The following is a 19,198-nucleotide window of genomic DNA, read 5'->3' as shown; positions in this document are numbered from 1 at the left end:
ACCGAATCGTCAGTACCCCGCCGGAACCGATAGGCTTTGACCCGACACGCGATCCACCCACAACAGCACACGCGGCCGAGGAGTCACCCGGATGAGCACCACCCAGAGCGAGAGGCTGCGCGGACTGCTTGAACCGCTCGTCGCCGCGCGAGACCTGGATCTGGAAGAGATCGAGGTGACACCGGCCGGGAAGCGCCGGGTGCTGCGGATCGTGGTCGATTCCGACGAGGGCGTCCAGCTGGACGAGTGCGCCGAGCTGAGCCGCGAGGCGTCCCAGGTCCTGGACGACACCGATGTGATGGGCGGCGCGCCCTACACCCTTGAGGTGACCTCCCCGGGCGCCGACCGCCCGCTGACCGAGCTGCGCCACTACCGCCGCGCCCTCGGTCGCCTCATCAAGGCCCAACTGACCGACGCGGCAGGGTCCGGGGAGCTCGTCGCCCGGATCACCGGCGTCGACGAGGACGGCCTCGATCTGGAGGTGCCGGGCGTGAAGGGGCGCAAGCCGACGGCCCGCCGGGTCTTGTTCGACGAGATCGCCAAGGCGCGCGTCGAGCTGGAATTCCGTAAGCCCGAGAAGGCGGACAAGCGCGACGCGCAGCACGAAGAGAAGATCGACGAGAACAAGGAGGAGGCGTAGCCGTGGACATCGACATGAGTGCCCTGCGGGGGCTGGTGCGGGAGAAGGAGATCTCGTTCGACCTGCTGGTCGAGGCGATCGAGTCGGCCCTCCTCATCGCTTACCACCGCACCGAGGGCAGCCGCCGGCGGGCGCGGGTGGAGCTGGACCGCAACACCGGCCATGTGACGGTGTGGGCGAAGGAGGACCCCGAGGACCTGGAGGAGGGGGCCGAGCCGCGCGAGTTCGACGACACCCCGTCCGGCTTCGGGCGGATCGCGGCGACCACCGCCAAGCAGGTCATCCTGCAGCGGCTGCGGGACGCCGAGGAGGAGATCACGTTCGGCGAGTACGCCGGGCGGGAGGGCGACGTCGTCACCGGCGTCGTCCAGCAGGGCAAGGACCCCAAGAACGTCCTGGTCGACATCGGCAAGCTGGAGGCCATCCTGCCGGTGCAGGAGCAGGTACCCGGTGAGGAGTACGCCCACGGCACCCGCCTGCGGTCGTACGTCGTCCGGGTGGTCAAGGGCGTGCGCGGCCCGTCGGTGACGCTGTCGCGCACCCACCCCAACCTGGTGAAGAAGCTCTTCGCCATGGAGGTGCCGGAGATCGCGGACGGATCGGTGGAGATCGCCGCCATCGCCCGCGAGGCCGGACACCGTACGAAGATCGCCGTGCGCTCCACGCGGTCGGGGCTGAACGCCAAGGGCGCGTGCATCGGCCCCATGGGCGGGCGGGTGCGGGCCGTGATGGCCGAGCTCAACGGCGAGAAGATCGACATCGTGGACTGGTCGGACGACCCCGCCGAGCTGGTCGCCAACGCGCTGTCGCCGGCCCGGGTCAGCAAGGTCGAGGTCGTGGACCTGGCGGCGCGCTCGGCCCGGGTCACGGTGCCCGACTACCAGCTGTCACTGGCGATCGGCAAGGAAGGGCAGAACGCCCGTCTCGCGGCGCGGCTCACCGGATGGCGGATCGACATCCGTCCGGACACCGAGCAGCACGCACCGCAGTCCGCGGGTCGCACGTCGTAGCCGCCGGAGCCGCGGCCCACCGGAAATTCGGTGGCGCCGCGGCGCCCCGACGGGAATTCTGAGCAGCCGTTCGGCATTTACCCCATCGGGGTCCGGTCGGCGCGGGGAGGTAGACTTAAGCAGTGTCTGGCCGGACGCATGCCCGCGCATGCCCTGAGCGCACATGTCTGGGATGCCGGGAGCGGGCGGCCAAGGGCGATTTGCTGCGCATCGTGGAGATCGAGGGCGAGTGTGCCCCCGATCCTCGCGGTACGCTGCCCGGCCGGGGTGCGTACGTGCACCCGACACTGGTCTGCCTCGACCTGGCGGTCCGCCGCCGGGCGTTTCCCCGGGCCTTTCGGGGCCGGGGGCCGTTCGACACGACGGATCTGCGTCGCTTCATCGAACGGAGCGCCGGTTGAAGCCGCCCATGGCAATAACGCACAGCAAGAACGCACAGCGCACGGAAAACCGTGCGGTCAGGTACCTCGCGAGTCGGAAGTAGGTCGAGATTGCGATGAGCACTCGATGAGTACGCGATGAGTACGCCCATGAAGTAGCGACGGTCCGGTGGACACCCCGGACCTAGAAGGAGCGAAGTGGCTAAGGTCCGGGTTTACGAACTCGCCAAGGAGTTCGGCGTTGAGAGCAAGGTCGTCATGGCCAAGCTCCAAGAACTTGGTGAATTCGTCCGTTCGGCGTCCTCGACGATCGAGGCGCCGGTTGTTCGCAAGCTGACCGACGCTTTCCAGGCGGGAAGCGGCAACGGCCGCGCCGCCGGGAAGCCCGCGGCGCCGCGCAAGTCGGCCCCCGCAAAGCCGTCGGCGCCCTCTCCGGCACAGGCGGCGCGTCCTGCTGCCCCGAAGCCGGGCGCCCCCAAGCCGGGTCCCGCGGCTCCGGCCCCGGCCGCCTCCGAGGCGCCGGCCCCCGCGGCCCCCAAGAGCACCCCCGCCCCGGGTCCGCGCCCCACCCCGGCGCGCCCGGCAGCACCCAAGCCTGCTCCGGCCGCGCCCGCGCAGCCCGAGTTCCAGGCGCCCCCGGCCGCCCCGTCGGCCCCCCGTCCCGGTGCCACCCCCGGCCCGCGCCCGGCCCGTCCGGCGTCCGGTCCCGGCCAGGGTGGTCAGGGCCGTGGCGGCGCCCCGCGTCCCGGCGCCGAGCGCCCGGGCCCGCGTCCCGGTGCCCGTCCGTCCGGTCCGCGTCCGGGTAACAACCCCTTCACCTCCGGTGGCTCCACGGGCATGGCCCGTCCGCAGGCCCCCCGTCCCGGTGGCGCGCCGCGTCCCGGCGGCCAGGGTGGTCCCGGCGGTCCGCGCCCGCAGGGCGGCGGCCAGGGCGGCCCCCGTCCCCAGGGCCAGGGCGGCGCACGTCCGACCCCCGGTGGTATGCCCCGTCCGCAGGGCGCCGCGCCCGGTGCGGGCCCGCGTCCCGGCGGCGGTAACCGCCCGAACCCGGGCATGATGCCGCAGCGTCCGGCTGCCGGCCCGCGTCCCGGCCCCGGTGGCGGTGGCCGTGGTCCCGGCGGTGCCGGTCGTCCCGGTGGCGGCGGCCGTCCGGGTGGCGGCGGCTTCGCCGGTCGTCCCGGTGGCGGCGGCGGTCGTCCGGGTGCCGGCGGCGGTTTCGCCGGTCGTCCCGGTGGCGGTGGCCCCGGCGGCGGTGGCGGCGGCTTCGGCGGTCGTCCCGGCTTCGGTGGCCGTCCCGGCGGCCCCGGTGGCCGTGGTGGCACGCAGGGCGCGTTCGGCCGTCCCGGCGGTCCCGCGCGTCGCGGTCGCAAGTCGAAGCGGCAGCGCCGCCAGGAGTACGAGGCCATGCAGGCCCCGTCGGTCGGCGGCATCATGCTGCCGCGCGGCAACGGTGCGACGGTTCGCCTGTCGCGCGGTGCCTCGCTGACGGACTTCGCCGAGAAGATCAACGCCAACCCGGCGTCGCTGGTCCAGGTCATGCTGAACCTGGGCGAGATGGTCACGGCGACGCAGTCGGTCTCCGACGAGACGCTGCAGCTGCTCGCCGACGAGATGAACTACGTCGTCGAGATCGTCAGCCCGGAGGAGGAGGACCGCGAGCTTCTGGAGTCCTTCGACATCGAGTTCGGCGAGAACGAGGGCGGCGAGGAGATGCTCGTCTCCCGTCCGCCGGTGGTGACCGTCATGGGTCACGTCGACCACGGTAAGACCCGACTGCTCGACGCGATCCGCAAGACGAACGTCATCGCGGGCGAGGCCGGCGGCATCACCCAGCACATCGGTGCCTACCAGGTCGCGACCGAGGTCAACGACGAAGAGCGGCGCATCACCTTCATCGACACCCCCGGTCACGAGGCGTTCACCGCCATGCGTGCCCGTGGTGCCAAGTCGACCGACATCGCGATCCTCGTGGTGGCGGCCAACGACGGTGTCATGCCGCAGACGATCGAGGCCCTGAACCACGCCAAGGCGGCCGACGTGCCGATCGTGGTCGCGGTCAACAAGATCGACGTCGAGGGCGCCGACCCGACCAAGGTGCGCGGTCAGCTGACCGAGTACGGCCTGGTGGCCGAGGAGTACGGCGGCGACACCATGTTCGTCGACATCTCCGCCAAGCAGGGTCTGCACATCGACTCCCTGCTGGAGGCCGTGGTCCTCACCGCGGACGCCGCGCTCGACCTGCGGGCCAACGCCGAGCAGGGCGCGCAGGGTATTGCGATCGAGGCCCACCTCGACCGCGGCCGCGGCGCCGTGGCCACCGTCCTCGTCCAGCGCGGTACCCTCCGCGTCGGTGACACGATGGTCGCCGGTGACGCCTACGGCCGGGTCCGCGCGATGTTCGACGACAAGGGCAACAACGTCGAGGAAGCCGGTCCGTCGACCCCCGTCCTGGTCCTGGGTCTGACCAACGTCCCGGGCGCCGGCGACAACTTCCTGGTCGTCGACGAGGACCGCACGGCCCGCCAGATCGCCGAGAAGCGCGCGGCGCGCGAGCGCAACGCGGCCTTCGCCAAGCGCACCCGCCGGGTCTCCCTGGAGGACCTGGACAAGGTGCTCAAGGCCGGCGAGGTCCAGCAGCTCAACCTCATCATCAAGGGTGACGCTTCTGGTTCCGTCGAGGCCCTGGAGTCCTCGCTGCTCCAGCTCGACGTCGGCGAAGAGGTCGACATCCGGGTGCTGCACCGCGGCGTCGGTGCGGTCACGGAGACCGACATCAACCTGGCGTCCGGCTCCGACGCGATCGTCATCGGCTTCAACGTGCGGGCCGAGGGCCGCGCCACGCAGATGGCCGAGCGCGAGGGCGTCGACGTGCGGTACTACTCGGTCATCTACCAGGCGATCGAGGAGATCGAGGCCGCCCTCAAGGGCATGCTCAAGCCGGAGTACGAGGAGGTCGAGCTCGGTACGGCGGAGATCCGCGAGGTCTTCAAGTCGTCCAAGCTGGGCAACATCGCGGGTGTTCTCATCCGCTCCGGCGAGGTCAGGCGCAACACCAAGGCGCGCCTCATCCGCGACGGCAAGGTGGTCGCGGAGAACCTCAACATCGACGGTCTGCGTCGCTTCAAGGACGACGTCACCGAGATCCGCGAAGGCTTCGAGGGCGGTATCAATCTCGGAAACTTCAACGACATCAAGGTCGACGACGTCATCGCGACGTACGAGATGCGCGAGAAGCCGCGCGGCTGATCACGCAGTGACCCCCCGGGGCCGGTCGGCGGAAGAAACTCCGTCGATCGGCCCCGGCCGTTGCGTGTACGGTTCGAACTGACACGTACGCCCCCGGCCCATGCCGGAGGGTGCCCCCAAGGCCCCACGGGTGGCTTGACCCGGCTTGCATGTACGTAGGGACGCTGTCCTTCGACCTGCTTCTCGGCGACGTACGGTCGCTGAAGGAGAAGCGCTCCGTCGTCCGCCCGATCGTCTCCGAACTCCACCGCAAATACGCGGTGAGCGTGGCGGAGGTCGGGGACCAGGATCTGTACCGCAGGGCCACCATCGGCCTGGCGGTGGTGTCCGGGGACGTCGGGCACCTCACCGATGTCATGGACCGCTGCGAGCGCCTGGTCGCCGCACGGCCCGAAGTGGAGCTGCTGTCGGTACACCGACGGCTGCACGGCGACGACGACTGACCTGATGACGGGGCAGGTCGCCGCCGGTGGAAGCACAATTGTGGAAGACAAGAAGGAGACGGACCAGTGGCCGACAATGCGCGGGCGAAGAAGCTGGCGGACCTCATCCGGGAGGTGGTCGCACAGAAGCTGCAGCGTGGCATCAAGGACCCGCGGCTCGGCTCGCACGTGACCATCACGGACACCCGGGTCACCGGCGACCTGCGGGAGGCTACGGTCTTCTACACGGTCTACGGCGATGACGAGGACCGGGCCAGCGCCGCCGCCGGGCTGGAGAGCGCCAAGGGCATGCTGCGCTCCGCGGTCGGCGCCGCGGCCGGCACGAAGTTCACGCCGACCCTGGCGTTCGTCGCGGACGCCCTGCCGGAGAACGCCAAGACCATCGAGGACCTCCTCGACAAGGCGCGGGCCTCGGACGCCAAGGTCCGGGAGGCCTCCTCGGGCGCCCGGTACGCCGGCGAGGCCGATCCGTACCGCAAGCCCGGCGACGACGAGGATGACGAGGGCACCGCGTAAGCATGAAGCGTGAGAGCAACAAGCCGGGCGGTCTTGTCATCGTCGACAAGCCGGCCGGCTTCACTTCGCACGACGTGGTGGCGAAGATGCGCGGTATGGCCCGCACCCGCCGGGTCGGCCATGCCGGCACCCTCGACCCGATGGCCACCGGCGTGCTCGTCCTGGGCCTGGAGCGGGCCACCAAACTCCTCGGCCACCTGGCGCTGACGGAGAAGGAGTACGTCGGCACCGTCCGGCTGGGCCAGACCACGATCACCGACGACGCCGAGGGCGAGATCACCGCGTCCAAGGCGGCGCACGGCCTCGCCCGCGAGGACATCGACGCCGGGGTCGCGCGGCTGTCCGGCGCGATCATGCAGGTGCCGTCGAAGGTCAGCGCGATCAAGATCAACGGCAAGCGGTCGTACTCCCGGGTGCGCGCGGGCGAGGACGTGGAGATCCCGGCCCGCCCGGTCACCGTCTCCTCGTTCGTGGTGCACTCCGCGCACGAGACCGAGGCGGAGGACGGCACGCCGGTGACCGACCTGCTGGTCTCCGTCGAGTGCTCCTCCGGTACGTACATCCGCGCCCTGGCCCGGGACCTGGGCGCCGGGCTCGGCGTCGGCGGCCATCTGACCGCGCTGCGCCGCACCCGCGTCGGGCCGTACAAGCTGGACCGGGCGCACACCCTGGAGCAGCTGCAGGCGGCGGTGGACGCCCCCGAGGGCGGCGGACTGCCGATCATGCCGGTCGGTGAGGCGGCGGACGCGGCCTTCACCCGCTGGGACGTCACCGAGGCGCAGGCCCGGCTGCTGCTCAACGGCGCGCGGATCGCGATGCCGCGCTTCGAGGCCGACGGGCCGGTCGCGGCCTTCGGGCCGGACGGGCGGTTCCTGGCGCTGGTGGAGAACCAGGGCGGGAAGGCCAAGAGCCTGGCGGTCTTCGCCCTCTGACCCGGGGGCCGGAAACCCGGCTTCCGGGAGAGCCGGCAACCCGGCATGAGGAGAGGTGGTGGAACGCGGGCCGCCCGGCAGGCACGGGTGCCGGTCCGCGCTCCACCATCCCCCTCCCCTTGATCTCTCTCCAGCGCACCTCGGGCATTCACTCATTCGGCGAGGCGCTCGGAGTGAATCAAGGCGCGGACGGGGGCGCGTTCGCCGCACTCGTCGCCAGGACGATCACCGCCTGCTTACCGTCGGAGGACGGTACCGGCGGGAAGGATCGGCAATGGCGTTGCTGGATGCCGATGCGGACACCGCACTGGTGCGGATCCGTGATCTGGCAGGTCACACCCGCGGCACGGGATTCCTCGCGGACCACGAGGGCACGGTGGTCACCAGCCATGAGGCGGTGGACGGCGCGGTCGGGCTGGTGCTCCAGCCCATGCGGCCCGTCACGGCCACCGGCGGGGCGGCCGCCGCATGGACCCGCCCGGTGGAGCCGAGCGCCATCACGCCCCTCCCCGGAAGCGGGCTCGCGCTCATCCGGACCACCGGCTTCCGTCCGGACCGGCTCAGACCCCTGCCGATCGGCACGGCCCGGCCCGACGCCGGCGCCCCGGCCCGGCTCTGGACGGGCGGCTGGCTGGACGGCACGGTCGTCGGCCCCGCCTCCGGCATCACGTACACCGTCGGCGACCGCGTCCACCACCTCGACCACATCCTGGAGTTGGCGCTCTGCGCGGGCGGCCGGGAGGCGCTGCGGCTGGGCGGCCCCGCGATCGGCGGGCCGGTGCTGGACGGCCGGACCGGTGTGGTGCTCGGCGTCCTGGGCAGTGCCCTGCACGCCGGCCGCCGGGCCGGCGGCTTCGCCGTCCCGCTGCGCACGGTCGCCGAGGCCGCGCCCGAGGGCCCGCTGGCCGCCGTGCTGGCGCGCAACGCGGCGACCGTCCCCGCGTACGGCAGCGAACTGAACCACGCCGGGGTGCTACGGCTCACGGCCCTCTCCGCGGGCAGCCCGTCCACCGCCGCCCGCCCGGGCCCCGAACCGGTCGAACGCCCCGATGTACAGGGGGAGTTCGCCCGCTTCACGGCGGAGCCGGCGCCCGGGGCGGCAGGGGCGCGGGTACTGGCTCTGGTGGGCGGCCCGGGCACCGGGCGGAGCATGGAGCTGGCCCGGCTCGCGGCGCGCCGGGCGGCCGGCGCGGCACCGGCGCCCACCCTCCGGCTGCGCGGCGCGGACCTGCGGGCCGGCGACGAGGGCGTACGCACCGCGGTGGGGCGCGCGCTGCGCTCCGCGGGCCGGACCCTGGTCGCCTCGGGCCGTACGGCGGGCGATCCGGCGGACGCCACCCCCGAGATGGTCGCCGCACTCGCCGCGGACTCCGGCCGACCGCTGCTGGTGCTCCTCGACGGGCCGGAGGAGATGCCACCGGCCCTGGCCCGGCACGACCGGCTGGCCGAGTGGACCGCCGCGACGGTCCACTGGCTGCGCACCGCCCGCGTGCAGCTCGTCATCGCCTGCCGCCCCGCCTACTGGGAGAGCGCCGGAGCGCTCTTCCCACCGGGGCTGCTGCACCGGCCGCGGCCGGGCGGTGAGGTGGCTGCACTCCCCGACTGCGTGGCGATCGGCGACCTCCCCAAGACGGCGGCGGAGCGCGCCCGGGAACGCTACGGCCTGCCGCCCGGCGCCCCCGCAGCCCCGGACGCCCGCCACCCGCTGACCCTGCGGCTGCTGGCGGAGGTACGGGAGGCGCTGCACGGGGGAGCGGAGGGCCTGGCGTGGGGTGGGGACGGCCGACCGGCCGTCGGGCCGGCCGGGGCGGAGACCGGGAACGGGAGGCCGGGCGGGGGGCCGGGCGGGGGGCCGGACGGGGGGCCGGCCAGGGTGCTGCTGGGTGCACCGGACCGCCACCAGGTCTTCGACGCCTATCTGGACCTGATGTCGCTGCGGATCGCCGTACGCATCGCTGCCGGGTACCGGCCCGCACCGCGCGGCACCGTGGTGCGCCGGCTGGCCGCCCAGGTCGCCGGCCAGGCCCACGAGGCGGCCCGCCGCTGCCTCGCTTCCGTAGAGGGCGCGTTGGACCGTCCGTCCTTCGAGGAGGTCTTCCCGCCGCGGGCCGGCTGGTCCGCCGCGGTGCTCGCCGAGGGCCTGCTGGTGCCGGCCGGCCCCGGATACCGCTTCGCCCACGACGAGTTCGGGGAATGGCTGCAGGGCGCCCACGTCGACCTCGACCTGCTGACCGTGCCCGGCCACCGCCCCGCCCCGGTCATCGAGGCACTCCTCCGGCTCGCCCGGCACACGGGGCGGGTCCAACTGGCCTTTCGGCTGGCGGAGTTGGTGCCGGTGGCGACGGCGGCCGGCGGGGGACCGCCGGCGGTGCCCCACGGGGACGGTCTGCCGCGCGCCCCGCACATGGACGCACCGCAGTCGCCGCCGCTCCTCGCTTGCGGCTGCGCCTCTTGCGACCCTTGCGCCTCTTGCACCTCTTGCGACCCTGTCTTCTGCGGCCGCGGTTCGTGCGGTCGCGGTTCGTGGGGTAGCGGTTCGTGCGGTCGCGGTTCGTGGGCCAGCGGCTCTTGCGGCCGTGGTTCGTGGGGCAGCGACTCCTGCGGTCACGACTCCTGCGCCCGCGACTCTCGGGGTGGTCCACCGCCGGCCGTTACGGAGGAGGGGTGGGAGCCGATCGTCCTGGGCGAGGGGCCAGAGCCGGGGCCAGGGGCGCCGGGAGAGAGTGCGGAGGGGGCAGAGGGGGCAGAGGGGGCGGAGTGGGCAGAGGGGGTGGAGGAGGCAGAGGGGGCGGAGGAGGCAGAGGGGGCGGAGCCGGGGGTGCTGGACGCGGGGCGCCCGGTCGCGTCCGCACGGCCCGTGGACGCCTCCCGGTGGGCCCGGCAGCTGCTGGCCGGCGTCCTGCTCAAGGTGCCCGACGCCGGGCCGTACACCGGCGTGCTGCGGCTGCTGGCCGACCGGATCGCCGAACGGTCGTTGCGCGCGGGCGGCTTCCTGCGCACGGGACTGGACGCCTTCGGACCGTGGTTCTGGGAGCGGCTGGCGCTGACGGACGAGGACCGGCTGGACCTGCTGCGGCGGCTGGTGCCGGCTGACGGAGGGGCGGCCGACGGGCGGGCGGCTGACGGGCGGGCGGCCGACGGACGGGTGGGTGCACCGGCGCGCTTTCTGGACGCCGCGGCCGGGATGCTGCGCGCCGACCCACAGGGCATCCAGCCGCTCCTCTGCTCGTGGTTCGACGACACCCGCCTGCTGGGCGCCGGACTGCCGGGCCGCCCGGCCCACGGCTCCGTACCGCCGCCCCGCGGTTCGACGCCGTCGACGCCCTCGCCCGGTGCCCCCGTGCCTTCGCCTCCCGACCCGGCGTCCCCGCTCGGCTCCGCCGCACCGCGGCCGCGCGAGATCACCGTGGCGGCCGCCGCGCAGGCGCTGCTGTACGCCCACCGCCGACGGGCACCGGAGGCGCTCACCGAGGCGTTGGTGGCGGCCGCGCACCCCAGGGGCGACGAGCTGCTCGGCGTGCTCGCGGAGGACGAGCCGTCGACGGTCTGCCGGGCCGTCGCCCGCTGGGCACACGACCCCCGCCCGCGCCGCCGGGCCGCCGCCGCCTCCTACGCGCTGCGCGCCGCGCCGCACGCCCGTACCGAGGCCGACCGCGCCCTGCTCCGCCAGGCGGCCCTCGACCTGCTCGCCGGGCACGAGGACGACGGCCGGCTGCCCGAACCGACGGTCGCCCCCCTGGACGAGCCGATGGACGGCCCCTGTACGGGGTCGGCGCTCGCGCTGCTGGTCGGCGACCCCGTCACCCGTCCCCGCTACCTGGCGCGGGCGCTGGCCCGCTTCGTCGCGGGAGACCCGCAGCTGCCGCCCACGGCGTTCGCGGGTGCCCTCGACGAGCACCCCGTGCCGGTGCTGGCCGCCTTCCGGGTCCGGCTCACCGGCGGCGAAGGGCCACCGGTCGCCGCCGCGCTGCTGCGGCTGCTCGCCGGTCTCGACGCGCCCGAGCCCGCCGCCCGCGCGGCCTCGCTCGTCCGTGACTACGCCCGGTACAGCCCGGACCGCGCCGCGCGCCCGGTCGCGGAGTTCGTCGCCCATCGCCTGGAGCGCGGACCGGCCGCCCGCGCCGTGCTGCGCCCGCTCGTCGGCGAGCTGATCACCGACTGTCCGGCGCCGGTCCGCTGCGCGCTGGCCGACGTACTGGCGGAGGGCGGTTCCGGCGCCTCGGAGGCGCTGCGCGGTGATCTGCTGGCGGCCCTGCTGGCGCAGGAGGAGCAGGAGAGGGGCCCGTACGGCCTGGGCGACGGCGAGCGCGACGCCACGGCCGACACCAGCGTCCTGGAGGCGCTGCTCCGGGCGGCCGCCGAGGGCTGCGAACGGCGGCCCGCGGAGCGCACCCGGGATCTGGTGCACCGCACCGGCAGGCTGCTGGCCCGTACGCCGGGCGGCGCGGCCCGCTTCGAGCGGCAGCTGGCCGAGCTGGGCCGCCGGCTCCCCGCCTTCGCCCGACGGCTCCGGGAAGGGGCGGCGGGAGATCCGTCGGGGTGGGCAGCGGCGAGGGGAGCCCGCGCCCGCACGACGGCGGCGGGGAACCGGAGCGGGTGACCGGGGCCGGAGCGAGCGAGCGGGGCCGAGCGGGGGGAGCGGGGCCGGAGCGGGGAAGCGGGGCCGGATGTTGGGGGCGGGGGCCTGGGTCGGGGGCCGAGGGCCGGGCTCCCGTTTTTTTCCGGGATCCGCCTGATCCCCGTGATCCCCGTGATCCCCGTGATCCCCGTGATCCCCGTGATCCGCGTGATCCCCGTGATCCGCGTGATCCGCGTGATCCGCGTGATCCGCGTGATCCGCGTGATCCTCGCGATCCTCGCGATGCCTGTGATCAGCTGCTGGCGATGGGACGCCGCAGGGCAGGTGTTCGCGGAGAGGCGCTCGTAGGCAGGTGCCCGTGGGCAGGCGTCCGTGGGCAGGCGTCCGCGGGCAGGCATCCGGGAGACCGAGGCCGGGTAACCGTGGCCCAGGTGCGGGGCCGCCGTGGTGCTGCCGCGAGGATCCACCGGGCGGCCGCCGGTGACCCTTCGCGCGAAGCACCACTCAGGGCATGGCAGTCTTAGACCTGCGCCATGCCGACGTGGCGCAGTGGACTGACAAGAGTTCGGGCGAGGAGCGGGCAGAGTGCAGCGCTGGCGTGGCTTGGAGGACATCCCCGAGGGCTGGGGACGCAGCGTCGTCACCATCGGCTCGTACGACGGTGTGCACCGCGGTCACCAACTGATCATCGGCAAGGCCGTCGCACGCGCCCGTGAGCTGGGGATCCCGGCGGTGGTCGTCACCTTCGACCCGCACCCGAGCGAGGTCGTACGGCCCGGGACCCACCCGCCGTTGCTGGCGCCGCACCACCGGCGCGCGGAGCTGATGGCGGAGCTGGGGGTGGACGCGGTCCTGGTGCTGCCGTTCACCAAGGAGTTCTCGAAGCTGTCGCCGGCCGACTTCGTGGTCAAGGCGCTGGTCGACAAGCTGCACGCCCAGGTCGTCGTCGAGGGCCCCAACTTCCGCTTCGGCCACAAGGCGACCGGCAACGTCGAGACCCTCGCCGAACTCGGCACCACCTACGACTACACCGTCGAGGTCGTCGACCTCTTCGAGCGCGGAGAGGCGGGCGGTGGCGAGCCGTTCTCCTCCACGCTTGCCCGCCGGCTGGTGGCCGAGGGCGATGTGACCGGCGCGCGGGAGGTCCTGGGGCGGCCGCACCGCGTCGAGGGCGTCGTCGTCCGCGGTGCCCAGCGCGGCCGTGAACTGGGCTTCCCGACGGCCAACGTCGAGACCCTGCCGCACACGGCGATCCCGGCCGACGGCGTCTACGCGGGGCTGCTGCAGGTCGAGGGCGAGGCGATGCCGGCGGCCATCTCGGTCGGCACCAACCCGCAGTTCGACGGGAAGGTGCGCACGGTCGAGGCGTACGCGATCGACCGCGTCGGGCTGGACCTGTACGGGCTGCACGTGGGGGTGGACTTCCTCTCCTACATCCGCGGACAGGAGAAGTTCGACACCCTCGACGCCCTGTTGGACCGGATGGCGGTCGACGTGAAGCTGGCCCGCGGCCTCATCGCGGACGCCGGCTGACCGGCCTCGCTGAAGCCTTTCCCGCCGGCGGAACGATCCCCGCCGGCGGACGTTTCCCCTGCCGAGTTTCCGCCGCACCAGTTTTTTCCCCGCCGCCCACCCCCCTTCGGGGGGTGGGCGGGTGTAGTGCTGCGGGTGCCACGCGCGAGGCGTTTGTGCAGCGCTGCGGCTGACGTGTTGGGCGGGCGGATATGGCGCTCGTACGTCGTGTCCGAGCGGATGTGGCGCTCGCAGGTCGTGTCCGCGAGCGGGTGTGGCGCTCGCAGGGGCGTGTTCGGTGGGCGGGGCAGCGCTGCGCTCAGGTGCAGTGCCGCGGTTTGAATGCCAACTCGGCCTGAAACGCGCTGAGTTCGACCGGGAAGGGTTCGCTCGTTCGGGTCGGCGTGTGGTACGGGCATGACGGCTGCGGGGCCGCATACGGGTCGGGGCCCGGCGCCCACAAGGGTGCCGGGCCCCGACCCGTATCGCTCTGCGCGTGCGCGCTCGCCCGCCGTCGCCCCGCTACTGCGGAGGCGGCTGCTGCTGCCAGCCCGGGGCCAGGCCGGACTGGTCCGGCTGGGGGGCGTCCGGGGCGGGCTGTTGCTGCTGCCAGTGGGCCGGCGGCTGGGCGGGCTGCTGGGTCCAGCCGCCCTGCTGCGGCGGGTAGCCGGCCGGCGGCTGGCCCTGCTGCGGGTGCTGTTGCGGCTGCCCCTGCTGCGGGTGCCCCTGCTGCGGCTGGCCCTGCTGGGCGGCGTACTGCTGCTGTTGCTGGGCGTAGGGATCGCCGGCCATCTGCTGCTGCGGGTACATCCCCTGCGCCTGCTGGGCCCGCGCGAAGTCCTCGGCCACCAAGGCGGAGAGGTTGAAGTACGCCTCGCGGGTCTTGGGCCGCATCATGTCGAGGTCGACCTCGGCACCGGCGGCGAGGTGTTCGTCGAAGGGGACGACCACGACGCCGCGGCAGCGGGTCTCGAAGTGCGACACGATGTCGTCGATCTTGATCATCTTGCCGGTCTCGCGGACGCCGGAGATGACCGTGATACCGCGCTGCACCAGGTCGGCGTAGCCGTGCGCGGAGAGCCAGTCCAGGGTCGTACTGGCACTGCTCGCACCGTCCACGGACGGGGTGGAGATGATGATCAACTGGTCGGCGAGGTCGAGGACTCCGCGCATCGCGCTGTAGAGCAGACCGGTACCCGAGTCGGTGAGGATGATCGGGTACTGCTTGCCGAGGACGTCGATCGCCCGCCGGTAGTCGTCGTCGTTGAAGGTCGTCGAGACGGCCGGGTCGACGTCGTTGGCGAGGATCTCCAGACCCGACGGCGCCTGCGAGGTGAACCGGCGGATGTCCATGTAGCTGTGCAGGTGCGGGATCGACTGCACCAGGTCACGGATCGTCGCACCGGTCTCGCGGCGCACCCGTCGGCCGAGCGTGCCGGCGTCAGGGTTGGCGTCGATCGCCAGGATCTTGTCCTGCCGTTCGGAGGCGAGCGTGGAGCCCAGCGCCGTGGTGGTCGTCGTCTTGCCGACGCCGCCCTTGAGGCTGATCACCGCGATCCGGTAGCAGGACATCACCGGCGTACGGATCAGCTCCAGCTTGCGCTGCCGCTCCTCCTGCTCCTTCTTCGCGCCCAGCTTGAACTTCGACGGCTGCGCGTTGGCGCCCGGCTTGCGCTTCTTGGGCTGGTTGCGCAGCAGCCGGTCGGAGGTCAGCTCGACCGCCGCGCTGTAACCGAGCGGTGCGCCCGGAGCCGCCCGCTGCGGCTGCTGCTGGCCGGGCTGCGAATACGTCGCGTAGTTCGCCGCGGCGTTGGGGTCCGTCTGCTGCCCGGGCAGCGGCTGATACGGCGTCTGCTGCCCCTGCTGGGCCTGGGCCTGCTGAGCCTGGTGCGCCTGATGTGCCTGGGCCTGCTGCGCCTGATGTGCCTGGGCGGCCTGCTGGGCCTGGTGTGCCTGCTGTGCCTGGGCGGCCTGCTGGGCCGCCTGGTACTGGTCGTAGCCGGGATACTGCTGGCCCTGCTGGGGGTAGCCCTGCGCCGCGGTCTGCGGGTAGCCGTAAGCGGGCTGCTGCGCGGCCGCGTTGGGGTGCTGCTGCTGCCCCTGCTGCGGGTAGCCGTACGCGGGCTGCGGATAGCCGTAGGCACCCTGCTGCTGCGCGGGCTGGCCCTGCTGGGGGTAACCGGCCTGCTGGGGCTGGGCCTGCGGGTATCCGGCCTGCGGCTGCTGTTGCGCCTGGGCGGCCTGCTGGGCCGGCGTCTGCTGCTGGCCCTGCGCGGGCACGCCCTGCTGCGGCTGCTGACCCTGCTGGGCAGGCGGCTGCTGACCGGTCTGGGCCTGCGCCATGCGCGGGTCGGCGGGCTGGAACTCCGGCGGCAGCGGCGGCAGTCCACCCTGACCGGGGACACCCTGCCCGGGCACGCCCTGCCCGGGAACCCCTTGACCGGGCACACCCTGGCCCGGAACGCCCTGCTGCTGACCGTCCGTCGCGGCGCCCCACGGAGCGCCCTGCGGCGGGACACCGTGCTGCTGCGGAGCACCCTGGGGCACGCCCTGCTGCGGCTGCTGCGCCTGCTGGGGCTGCGGCTGACCCTGAACCGGCGTGTCCTGCGCCTGAGCCTGCGTCTGCTGCGGCACCGGCGGCTGGGCCGCCTGCGCGCCCTGAGCGGCGGCGTCGGGAACCGGCTGGACCGGCGGTGCGGGCCGGGCCTGCTGGGCTAGGGCGGCGTCCTCGGCCGGGGAGTCGGGGGCCACGGCCTCCGGCTGCGGTGCCGGGGCGGCGGCCGCGTTCTCCGTCTGGGGCGCAGCCTCCGGCTCCGGCTCCGTGTCGTCATCGTCGTCGTCCCAGAGGGAGGCCGACGGGTCGACACCCGTACCGGCACGCTTGTTGCCGCTGTCGGACGCGTCGTTCGCGGCCGGTGCGGGCTCCGCGGCAGCCTCCGGCGCCGCCGGGGGAGTGGCGGCGGCCGGAGCGGCGCCGTCCGTGCCCTGCGGCCGCAGCGTCGGGAAACCGGGCGGTGCGGCGTCCACGGCCGGCGCGCCCTGCTGCGGAAGTCCCGGGACCGGAGCGCCCTGGGCCGGCCCGGTCAGCGGCTGACCGGTCGGCGGACCGGGCGGCGCCGCGGCGGGCGGAGTGGTCGGCGAAGGCGCAGGAGCAGCAGCGGCACCGGCGCCGCCACTGGTGTCGTTGCTCGCATACCAGGCCGGCGCGGCAAAGTCGATCTTGAACTCGCCGGTCAGGTCGAACTCGGACTGGTCGTCGTCAGGATCGTTTCCGTCCGGACGGAAAGCCTCCTGCTCGTTCACTGTGCCTCCTGGTGTACTGCAACGCACCTGAACGGCAGGACCGGATACAGGCGGATCGTTCGGATGGAGCGGAAGTCGGAACACACCACCCGGGGTTGCGCCAACACTAACTGTCTCCATCCCCGTATCGACTGCCGTCGCGCTGTGCTCCTGCGGCTCTCCCACACAGCCTAATCAAGAGTCGGCCCATAACGGCAGTCGGTGCCATGTCGTCTTCAAGCCCTTCGGCACACCTACGGGCGCATCCGGCGACTTCGCCTGTGGATGCGCCCGTGCGGCAGTGCCGGAGGTGAGCTGTCCAGGTATCAGTCCATACGGCGCGGGCCGCCCAGCAGGTTGGTCTCCGCCTCCGTCGGCTGCGTCATGACGAACTGGTGACCACCGTCACGGCTGCACCACAGCATGGCGTTGTCGCTGAGCGTCGGCAGCACCGCGCCGACCTGCTCCGGCAGCCGCATGATGCGCGTCACGACCTCCGCCTCCTCAGGCGACAGCCGCTGCAGGCCGACGAGGTCGGCGCGGCTGAGCATCTGCGGCGACCGGGGCCCGAGGAACGGCAGCACGGTCAGCACCGACTGCCAGGGGCTCGGGGCGAGCTGATTGCGCGGCGGCCGCGCACCCATGTCCCGTACGACCAGCACGGGGCTGGAAACCGACGGACCCTGGGGCGCGATCTGGCGGACGTCGTGGACCGACACGCACTGCTGGCCACCGCCCGCGTTCTGCGCCATCTGGGCCCAGGCGGGCGGCCGGGCGGTCTCGACCGCGACCCGGGCGCCGGTGGCGACCGTACGCAGCGCCAGCACCTGCGCCATCCACATGCTGCCGACGAGGGCGACCTCCAGCGGGGTCGGGCGCAGCAGGCTGAGCACGGCGGGCTGGTTCTGCGGGTCGATGCCGATGATCACGCCGTCGTCGCCGACCGGCAGGGTCAGCGCGGCCAGCGACTCGGCGGTCAGCACGTGCGGGCTGCGGCGCGGGCCGCGCAGGCCGTAACCGGGCCTGGGCTTGGGCCCGTTCGGCCCGGACTGCTCCTCCTCCGGACGCGGCTGGTGCGACAGCCGACGGCCGTCACCGCCGCTGACGCCCGCCGACAGGGGGGGATTGCGCCAGCCGTCGCTGCTGGCGTTGACGCGGGGCTGATACGTGGGCGAGGCCATCAGCGGGTACCTCCGAGGGGGAGCGTGGCCAACAGGCCGGGCAGCTGTTCACGGTCGAGGCGGACCAGCCCGACCTTCGCGGAACCGGAACGGCGCTCCAACTCGTTCTGTGCGGCGGAGAGTTCGTTCTCGCTGCGGGTGGAGAGGCGGATGTAACCCGAGATGGCCGGGAGGCGGCCGCCGCCGTGCGTGGCGGTCAGCGCGAACGTGCTGGCCATCGCCCTGGTGCTGGTCAGCAGCTGGGTGACGGCCGCCAACGGCGCACCGCCCTCGCCCAGTTGGGGCCACCGGCCGATCCAGTACGTGGAGTGCCAGCGGTCGTCGCAGCGCATCGCCCGGGTGGTCTCCTGCGTACGCCGGACCGCCCGGCCGTCCCGTCCCATGGCGCCGTTGGCCGCCCGCGGGCTGACGCACACGGCGGTGCCGATCGAGGCCGTGACCTCGCGCTCGTTGAGCACCCTGGCCCGCACGCCGTGCGCGGTCAGCCGGCTGACGAGCTGGTCGGCGGCGCGCAGCAGCGAGCGCTCGGCACCCTCAAGGCCGCCGCCGCGGGCCTCGATCGCCTCCGAGCACAGCTCCGGGTCGAGCTTGAGCGCGATCCAGGTCAGCTGGATCGCCGGGGTCTGCGACTGCGCCTGCAGCGGGGCGTACGAGCGGGCCGCCACGGCCTGTTCGGGCAGGTGCGGCGCCGGCGCGGGCTGGGTGTACTGCACGAACTGGACGGACTCCAGGTGGATGTCCTCGATGTCCAGGGCGGTGTGCAGCACCTCCAGGGGCAGCATGTGGCTGCCGCGCTGCGGGCGCAGCGGTTCGTCGCGGGCGTCCACCTGGACGAGGGCCGTCAGGAACGTCCCGTCCCCGACGAAACCGATGGCCCGCTGATCGGCCTCGGTCGTGTACTCGCAGGTGCGCAGGGCCGGTTCGCACTCCACCACGGGGGCGATCGCCGGGTCGACGCCCTGGGTGGCCGCGAGTGCGGCGGTGCTGTTCTTGCCGCGGCGCTTCATCGCGCGCACGGTCGTGATCCACTCCGGCAGCGGGACCTTGCGCCGCCGGCCGAGCGCGAAGACGACCAGCAGGGCCGCGACGACGATGGCCGCGGTCAGCGCCGCGGGGTGGATCGACCAGCCCACCAGCACCAGCGCGGCGGCGAGTTCGAGGATGGCCAGTTGCTGGACGCGGACACCGCCGATCGTGCCGGCCTGCTGGCGCAGCCGCGGTGCCACCGGACCCGCCGGGCGCGCCGCGGAACCACGGCCGCGATTTCCTCTGTTGCCCGAAGCTGTGCCGTTTTGGCCAGCATTTCCCGCGTATTGCGGTGCCCCGGAAGGCTGTTGCTGCTGTTGCCGCCCATTGCGGCGTCGAGCCCTGGTGGCGCTGGACATCCCCCGGCCTGCTCCTCTACTGGTGATGTGGGCCTCTAGGCGTATCGGCCGCCGCTGAGACTGGTGCGTTGGAAGGTGGCACCCGTACCGTA

General features: G+C 73.5%; 13 protein-coding genes. 10 read left to right on the top strand and 3 right to left on the bottom strand.

From position 1 onward, the window contains the following. The first annotated feature begins 91 nt into the window (after positions 1 to 91). The 10 genes from rimP (at position 92) to AB0G35_RS25110 (ending at position 13,279) form a co-directional block, all read left to right on the top strand. Positions 92 to 640 (top strand): ribosome maturation factor RimP, encoded by a 549-nt coding sequence (gene rimP, locus AB0G35_RS25155; RefSeq protein WP_360953680.1) that lies wholly within the window; start codon positions 92 to 94, stop codon positions 638 to 640. Positions 641 to 642: 2 nt separating this feature from the next. Continuing rightward, on the top strand, positions 643 to 1,650 hold the full coding sequence (gene nusA / locus AB0G35_RS25150; RefSeq protein ID WP_360953677.1) for a transcription termination factor NusA: 1,008 nt from the start codon (positions 643 to 645) through the stop codon (positions 1,648 to 1,650). 122 nt (positions 1,651 to 1,772) lie between these two features. After that, positions 1,773 to 2,051, top strand: a complete 279-nt coding sequence (locus tag AB0G35_RS25145) for a YlxR family protein (RefSeq protein WP_360953674.1) — start codon at positions 1,773 to 1,775, stop codon at positions 2,049 to 2,051. Positions 2,052 to 2,228: 177 nt separating this feature from the next. Further along, a complete protein-coding gene (infB, locus tag AB0G35_RS25140; RefSeq protein ID WP_360953671.1) occupies positions 2,229 to 5,276 on the top strand; it encodes a translation initiation factor IF-2 in 3,048 nt (1,015 codons plus the stop codon). Positions 5,277 to 5,425: 149 nt separating this feature from the next. Continuing rightward, positions 5,426 to 5,719 carry a DUF503 domain-containing protein gene (locus AB0G35_RS25135; RefSeq protein WP_360953668.1) on the top strand — a complete coding sequence of 98 codons (294 nt, stop codon included), beginning with the start codon at positions 5,426 to 5,428 and terminating at the stop codon, positions 5,717 to 5,719. A 66-nt stretch (positions 5,720 to 5,785) separates the two neighbouring features. Continuing rightward, positions 5,786 to 6,235 (top strand): 30S ribosome-binding factor RbfA, encoded by a 450-nt coding sequence (gene rbfA / locus AB0G35_RS25130; RefSeq protein ID WP_265360858.1) that lies wholly within the window; start codon positions 5,786 to 5,788, stop codon positions 6,233 to 6,235. Positions 6,236 to 6,237: 2 nt separating this feature from the next. Further along, complete coding sequence (gene truB, locus AB0G35_RS25125) at positions 6,238 to 7,167, top strand: tRNA pseudouridine(55) synthase TruB (RefSeq protein WP_360953664.1); 930 nt, start codon at positions 6,238 to 6,240, stop codon at positions 7,165 to 7,167. A gap of 274 nt (positions 7,168 to 7,441) precedes the next feature. Next, positions 7,442 to 11,767 (top strand): hypothetical protein, encoded by a 4,326-nt coding sequence (locus AB0G35_RS25120; protein ID WP_360953661.1) that lies wholly within the window; start codon positions 7,442 to 7,444, stop codon positions 11,765 to 11,767. Between the two features lie 141 nt (positions 11,768 to 11,908). Beyond that, entirely contained in the window at positions 11,909 to 12,094 is a 186-nt protein-coding gene (locus AB0G35_RS25115; protein ID WP_360953658.1) for a hypothetical protein, read from the top strand. Positions 12,095 to 12,331: 237 nt separating this feature from the next. After that, positions 12,332 to 13,279: a bifunctional riboflavin kinase/FAD synthetase gene (locus tag AB0G35_RS25110; protein ID WP_360953655.1), complete on the top strand. Its 948-nt coding sequence runs from the start codon at positions 12,332 to 12,334 to the stop codon at positions 13,277 to 13,279. 501 nt (positions 13,280 to 13,780) lie between these two features. Here the strand turns inward: AB0G35_RS25110 and AB0G35_RS25105 are convergent. The 3 genes from AB0G35_RS25105 to eccE form a co-directional block, all read right to left on the bottom strand. Continuing rightward, on the bottom strand, positions 13,781 to 16,561 hold the full coding sequence (locus AB0G35_RS25105; RefSeq protein ID WP_360953652.1) for an SCO5717 family growth-regulating ATPase: 2,781 nt from the start codon (positions 16,559 to 16,561) through the stop codon (positions 13,781 to 13,783). A 305-nt stretch (positions 16,562 to 16,866) separates the two neighbouring features. Further along, positions 16,867 to 17,721, bottom strand: a complete 855-nt coding sequence (locus tag AB0G35_RS25100; RefSeq protein ID WP_360953649.1) for a hypothetical protein — start codon at positions 17,719 to 17,721, stop codon at positions 16,867 to 16,869. Continuing rightward, positions 17,721 to 18,947 carry a type VII secretion protein EccE gene (gene eccE, locus AB0G35_RS25095; RefSeq protein WP_360953646.1) on the bottom strand — a complete coding sequence of 409 codons (1,227 nt, stop codon included), beginning with the start codon at positions 18,945 to 18,947 and terminating at the stop codon, positions 17,721 to 17,723. The genes AB0G35_RS25100 and eccE overlap by 1 nt, the downstream gene beginning before the upstream one ends. Positions 18,948 to 19,198 lie beyond the last annotated feature (251 nt).

Origin of the sequence: Streptomyces sp. NPDC021749 (assembly GCF_040640655.1) — a bacterium.
Lineage (GTDB): Bacteria > Actinomycetota > Actinomycetes > Streptomycetales > Streptomycetaceae > Streptomyces.
Note: the sequence above shows the minus strand (reverse complement) of the source record. Positions and strands in the feature narration are given on the sequence as shown.